Below are 6067 nucleotides of genomic sequence, written 5' to 3' on the forward strand. Positions count from 1 at the left end.
TCTTGTCGGTCACCTGAAGCCATTCGGTGGCGTTGGCGAGCGGAGACTGTCCACCGTCACCCGGCTTGTAGTCCTTGAGTTCCGGCAGGAGCACCGGAAGTTCGGCATCGTCCACCGTAGAGATTTCGCCATCTTCCCAGTGGATGATCGGGAAAACCCCGCAAGGCGAGAGCAGCGGGACTGCTTGCGGACCCATTGCACAAGTGCCAAACCCGCCGCTCGAAAATAGAAATGCAAGCATTTCTGCTTTACTCGCTTATGGGTTTGTGCCGAGCCGAGGAGGTTTCTGCAACGATTCGCCCCTTTGCATTTGGGCGTTCCCCGCACATTCGTGCGGGTCGGGCTATATTTTATGGGTCGCCCGGTTCACTCCGTTCCCGCCCAGCCTCATAAAACCGAGCCCATGGTCTCGGCCCCAAGGGGTCACTATCCCTAACGCAGAAGTCCTTTTGCTTTTAATTGTCTTTTAGACAACGAATAGACATACCAACTTCTTTCCCTTCTTGACTAATACTCATCTCATTTTGATTGTATTTTAAATACACATATTTTGCGGCAATTGGATCAACTGCATCAGAATATGGAGTTGCAGACCAAAAGATTGCGTATTCTCGTACATCACCAAAATCGAGATTACCATATTCAGCCCCCGCTGGGAGTGCAGAAAAACCGAATAAGTCAAGGCCATTATCAATTAACCAACCAGATGTAGATTTAAGTTTTTTCCCAGCAGAAGTGGATCCAACGGCATCTCTTAAATATTGCCACTCTTTTATTGTCGGCAAATGCCACCCTTCGGGACAGATTCCACGTGTGGGATATTTGGGTGAACACTCTTTTCCATAGCCACAGCCTTTACCATTTGAACCATATTCTCCAGCACTATCCATTGCTGTAGCCCAAGTATAAAGTCTCCCGTACTTGACACAGTTACTTTCATTGTTTTTATAGCAAACACTATGATAAAAACTGCGAGTTGTTTTATAATTAAGATTCTGCGCCATCCATGTCTGTTCGCCGATTTCTACCGTTTGATAAACTTGACCATCGCGAGAATCTGTCAAACTTCCATAGCCTTCAAAAGAACTGTTCCCATTTGGATTTTTGATGCAGCGAACACTAAGTCCATATTCCTTGTCATATTCGTTAGCACCTGCAGCGTTTTCAGCATAATTCAAGCTTACAAGATCAGCTTTATTATCACCATCATCCATAGAACTCCAAAAATATGCGCCGTTGCTCTCATTTCGGAAAGTTCCGCCGCTAGTTCTGAAGCCAGCAGGCAACGCCGTAAAATGATAACGATCCGGTCCATTACCATTATTGTACCAACCTTCAGTTGATTTGAGAAGCCGTCCCGCAGCCGACCATCCCTCTCCATTTCCATCTCCGTGCATCAAGGTATTCCAATCTATTGTTGATGGTAAAGTCCATCCCTCGGGACATGCGTTTGTTGCCGCTGACCATGTATAAAGTCGTCCATATTTCTGGCAGTTATTTACATCGTCTTCGTAGCAATAACTATTTTCCATATTGTAATTCAAATTCTCCGCCATCCAAATCTGCCATTTACCAATGCCAACAATTATAGTTACAGTCTTATACTTTTTGCCATCCCGAGAATCTGTAAAGGTTCCATCGTCAGGAGTAGATTCTATACTTGAAGACGAATTGCTCTGACTAGATGAAGACGATATATTTTGACTACTTGAAGAGCTTATTACATAGGGATTCCATGGAACATCCTTAATGCACCGAATGGATGCCGCATAGGACTTGCCCAATGTCTGTAGATATGCATTTGCGGATGCGCTATTGAGCGACATTTCGTATGCACTAAGTCCATAAGCCCCCTCTTCAGAACTCCAAAAATAGGCGCCTCTACCTTCATTAAGAAAACCTTCGCTTTCGGCCTTATAACCAGCGGGTAACGCAGCAAATGCAAAGTCATCAGAGCCATTAATAGTTGTGGCCTTGAGAATTTTTCCAGCAATGTTGCGCCCTCCTATCGCCGAAATTAAAGTTTCAAATTCGGCTTTTGACGGCAAATGCCATTCACTAGGGCAAACACCCTGAATTTTTTCCGAAGGCAAAGAACATGTATTTCCAAAGCCACAGGACTCCTCGGATTTATTCACAGCGGCAGCCCATTTATAAAGTCTTCCATACTTTGTACAATTGTCTTCGTCATTGTTGTAGCAGAAACTACTGTCAGAGGCAAAGTTCAAGTTTTCCGACATCCAGGTCTGAGAACCAATGGTTACCGCTCCATAAGTATGCCCATCGCGATAATCTGTAAGCACCCCATTTGCAAATTTTGACCCCGTGCTTGCAGACGACGCCTTCTTTGAGCTACTACTTGAAGAAGCATTATCTTGCTTAGAGGAGGATGATATTGTTTTTTGACTGCTACTTGACAAAATGGTACTGCTAGACAAGTTGCTTGTACTAGAGCCTGTTTTTTCAGAATTGCTAGAAACATCGAGCCCCAGGGAACCTGGATTATCAACAATCCCACCATTTTTTGATGAACTACTTAATTCATCCGTATTATGCTCCGAAGACAAGCTGTTGTCAGTTTGAGCGTCATCAACCCAATTTCCCATCGAGCAAACATAGGCTTTATTTTCCAATTCATCCCAGAATACGGCTCCCTCGTTGGAAGCAGAACATTCTCCTAATCCCTCAGCCAACTGGACTATGGCTGTTGTGCCGGCGTCAGTTCCGTTATCATCGCCGCTGCCGCAACCGACAAAAGATGACGAAGAGATTAAGGCTATGCCAAAGGCAGCGCTAATTAATGAGTTTTTTTGATGATTGATGTTTTCATGATTTTATCTCAGAAATTCCTCGATAATCAGGCTATTTTATTACATCTGGTTGTATGCTTTCTTTGCAAATCGGGCATAGTTGCTGACCCTTTTTCCAGCATTCTTCACATACAGGGCGACGGCATTCTATGCAAACAAGAACGGAATCACCCTCATGCAAGATTTTGCCGCACTTAGAACACTTGTTTCTTTCTTGAATTCTAGCCATACTCATCTTCTATCTCCTTTTTCTTTGTCATGTTTAAAAATCTTATTCGTGTGATAAACCGAGTTTTTTTCTTCCCGACCGGCTTAGTATGCAATTACACCATCTTAAGTCTTACCACTTTTCGACGGCGGATTAATTTTCTCCTTAACAACTTCTTCATATGTCTCTCTTAAGTTGTCTTTTTCATAGGAAACAAATCCATACCTATAAGACTGCTTCTTTATTTTCACTAGCATTTCTTTATGACTTTGGTAAATTGCATTAGAAGTATTAAAAAGAACAAGATTAATTCCTGTTGAAACAGAACTGTTAAACATTAATCCATCCGCGCCACATTTCTTCGCAATATCAGTAATAAATTGAGATTTATAATACCTATTACTTTTATCTGGCGTTAGAGGGGTCTCAAACTCACTACGAAAAATGTCATACAATACATAATCATCGTAATCACTTTTTGGGGATACATAATCAAGAATATTTGTATGACATAAATTCAGAATTCTTAAGTTTTCGTCAACTTTGAATGTCCCAATTGAAACATAATGACCAGGGGCCGGGCGAACTTCTGCTAAGGCGGTATCAATACTTGTTGCTAAATATAAATGGGAAATGCCTATTCTATTTGCTCTGCACTCAACTGTTTTTGACGGGGGCGGAGCCGAAATATCTTTTCCCCAAAATGGACTTTTTATAGAAAATTCATATTCACCTTGCGTCATTCTTTTTTCTTCATTACCTATTCTAGCCCTGAACCAATAGCCATTAGAATATTCTGATGTTAAATTCTTTTGAATCAAGGCTTCTAATTGATTTAAATATTTTGATTCAACATCATCATAGTTCTGCAGTTCAAGATCACTAAGTATATTTTTCCACCTCTTGCTACCAAGTTCTTTTAAAGGCCAACTTATTGGGGGATCAAAAAATAAAGCGATTGGCTGGTCGTCCGTTAATCGTTCAACGACATCAGTATCACATCCATCAGGAATTGAAATGATAGGATTGTCTCTGCTTAAAAGATCTGTAAATTGATACAAGCCATGATTATCATATTCAAGGCAAGAATAATAATGTCTAATCAAAAATGAAAAAATCGTTCTTATTCCTTCATCTTCTATAGCATTCACACACAAAGCCTCTTTATGACATAGACAACAGCTGTGATTTATTCCTTTTTCTTTTATATAAATTCTTATATCGGGGTGTAGAAAACAATTCTCGCATACATAGTAGTTTTCATCTTCATCAACCGCTTTATTTTGGGGCAACATCTTATTAATCATTTTTTCCTACTAAACAAAAAAAACACCGTAAACCTCCTAATACAAGATTTAGTCTTTAACGCAACGAACAGAAATACCTAAGTCCTTGCGGTCATATCGCCGGATAGCATCATCGTGTCCCTGATTGAGGCTTATGTAGTATGCGTTGTAGATACTGTACTCTGTAGAACTCCAGAAGCTAGCAACGTCGCCCTCGAAGCCGAACCCTCCATTGAAGGACATCAAACCAGCAGGCAACGCAGAAAACAAGAATGCATCTGTCAAATTACTCTCATTAGGCCATCCCAAACTGGACTTGAGAGCTTTGCTTGCATTGGCTTTTCCTCCCACAGCGGCAAACAAGGCATTCCATTCCGTAGTATCCGGTAGATGCCACCCTTCGGGGCAAATTCCACGAACAGGATAAGTCGGAGAGCAAGTCCTTGTAAAACCACAATTTTTTCCATTGGTGCTAAATCTTCCTGCACTATCCATAGCTGCAGACCACAGATATAGACGACCGTATTTTGCACAATTGTCAGATTTGTTGTTATAGCAGAAACTGGATGAATCTAAGTCCTTAGTTTTCCCAAGATAGCGATAGTTCAGGTTTTCTGCCATCCAAATTTGTTTGTCAATAGCAACAATCTTATATTTTTTCCCATCTCTCTTATCTAATAAAGTAGTTTCATACACAGTTCCATCCATAGAGCCAATCCATAGACCATTTGTACATGTATAAATGGAATCCAAGTTTTCCGATATATTTATTCGTATTTCTTCATTTTCCGTATAGCACACACAACCTTTATCAAGGGATATTTCTAATTGATTCGCTTCTCTAAATTGATTTGCTGAACACACATACTTGTTTTCTGGATTAACCACTCCACTTACAATAGAACCATCGGTTAAGCAAACCTTACCATATGTATTATATTCCAATGAAGTCGATTTTGTCCAAGCATTTGATTTACAAGTATAATAGACACCTTCATAAGCAAGTACAGCACCTGTTCTAGACGAAGAGCAATAACCTAGGTTATACACAACATCCGAAACATTATCCCAATATGTTTCATGGCATATGTAATATTGTCCGCTAAGAATCTTTTTCTCACCGTCTCGACTTGTCACGCAAGCTCCAATGTTGTATTCAACCTCATCAGCCGTTTCTCTCCACACACCATTTTCATAAACATAGTGGTTTGTCGCAACAACAGATCCTTCTTTCACTTCCCCTTCGATTCCTGACTCCCATCTGTAGGTGTCATATTCCAATACAGACGCTTCTACCCACACATTGGAACGGCATATATAGTAGGTATTTTCATATTTGCTAATCTCATTTTCGTTGACACTAGAACAAGTTCCTAGATTGGAATTTGCGATAATTTCGTTAAGATTGATGACTGCATTTTGGTAGCCACAAGTAATCGTAATGAGACTTCCGTTACGTTCAATGGAACACCCTTCGCCAGTATCACCCTTGTCACCCTTCTCGCCCTGGATGCCCTGCGCACCGGTATCGCCCTTGTCCCCCTTTTCGCCTTGGATACCCTGTTCGCCAGTATCACCCTTGTCACCTTTTTCGCCTTGGATACCCTGTTCGCCAGTATCGCCCTTGTCTCCCTTTTCGCCTTGGATGCCTTGCTCACCAGCATCACCCTTCTCGCCTTTTTCGCCTTGGACGCCTTGTGCACCGGTATCGCCCTTGTCGCCTTTCTCGCCTTGGACGCCTTGTGCACCGGTATCGCCCTTGT

4 protein-coding genes are annotated in these 6067 nt (G+C 41.6%); all 4 read right to left on the reverse strand.

The annotated features are described in order from the left end of the window. A partial coding sequence (locus ACJMNB_RS08520; protein ID WP_405341393.1) for a hypothetical protein occupies positions 1-241 on the reverse strand: 241 nt, incomplete at its 3' end. 214 nt (positions 242-455) lie between these two features. Next, positions 456-2606, reverse strand: coding sequence for a fibrobacter succinogenes major paralogous domain-containing protein (locus tag ACJMNB_RS08525; protein ID WP_405341396.1), 2151 nt, complete (start codon positions 2604-2606; stop codon positions 456-458). Between the two features lie 537 nt (positions 2607-3143). Beyond that, positions 3144-4325, reverse strand: coding sequence for an RES family NAD+ phosphorylase (locus ACJMNB_RS08530; protein ID WP_405341399.1), 1182 nt, complete (start codon positions 4323-4325; stop codon positions 3144-3146). 48 nt (positions 4326-4373) lie between these two features. Continuing rightward, positions 4374-6067: FISUMP domain-containing protein (locus tag ACJMNB_RS08535; protein WP_405341402.1), on the reverse strand; the 1694-nt coding region annotated here is incomplete at its 5' end.

The organism is Fibrobacter sp., assembly GCF_045131395.1.
Classification (GTDB): Bacteria; Fibrobacterota; Fibrobacteria; order Fibrobacterales; family Fibrobacteraceae; genus Fibrobacter.

Bases quoted from the DNA above. Each gene is read 5' to 3' on its own strand.
- ACJMNB_RS08525 (WP_405341396.1), bottom strand. From the start codon at position 2,606: ATGGGAAATTGGGTTGATGACGCTCAAACTGACAACAGCTTGTCTTCG.
- ACJMNB_RS08530 (WP_405341399.1), bottom strand. From the start codon at position 4,325: ATGATTAATAAGATGTTGCCCCAAAATAAAGCGGTTGATGAAGATGAA.